This is a genomic window from Bacillus sp. TL12 (assembly GCF_022625245.1).
GTDB lineage: Bacteria > Bacillota > Bacilli > Bacillales > Bacillaceae_G > Bacillus_A.
This window is the reverse complement of the sequence record NZ_JAJJBY010000176.1, coordinates 1-783: the sequence shown is the minus strand read 5'-3', so window position 1 is coordinate 783 and position 783 is coordinate 1. Positions and strand designations below refer to the sequence as shown.

Genomic DNA, 783 nt, shown 5'->3' with positions numbered 1-783 from the left:
TACTATTTGTCAGTTAGAGCACGGCGGTGATTCTTGGTGTTTTTAGGTGGAGGGCATAGCGCCCCCACCCTTTTTGTATACAATAACTAAGTGAATCAAAGATGAAATTTAATAAAAAATTCTTCTCAAAAGTTATGGTTTGTTGTAAAATTTCACCAAAATAATAGATAAGAATAAAGGAGAGTTCTAAATGATTGAAAAAGTTTTTAATACAGGATTTGTTAATCTAAATTATGCAGAAGGTGGTAATTCATCCAAACCACCTCTACTATTTCTTCATGCAGCTACTTCACGATGGCAGTCATTTCAATCTATAATTCCTGAACTTGAGCAACATTGGCATTTATACGCAGTTGACTTACGCGGTCATGGTAAATCAGATAACATTAATTCAAATTACCTAATAGAAGATTATGTTCCTGATATATCCTGTTTTATCAAATACTGTATTGAGGAGCCTGCAATTGTATTTGGTCATTCTCTTGGAGGAATGATCAGCATTTTGGTTTCAGCGCATCATCCAGACCTTGTTAAAGCATTAATTATTGGAGATTCCCCAATTTCATTAGAAGTTCTAAAAGAAGGTACTATAGAAGGCAATAGAGAAATGATGATTTTACAAAGAGACCTGGCAAAAACTAAATCGGTCAAATATATCCTTTCGGAATTAAAACAAAAGTTTTTAATCTCAATTCCAAATCAAAGAGACATGGTTCTCGCTTCCAAAGTATTTGGGGAAGATAATCCTCTATTTAATTTTATAGCAACAAGTTTAAGTCAAAA

The 783-nt window shown here is 33.1% G+C and carries 1 protein-coding gene; it reads left to right on the top strand.

The window, feature by feature from the left end:
• Positions 1 to 190: 190 nt before the first annotated feature.
• A partial coding sequence (locus LOK41_RS28340; protein ID WP_241819408.1) for an alpha/beta fold hydrolase occupies positions 191 to 783 on the top strand: 593 nt, incomplete at its 3' end.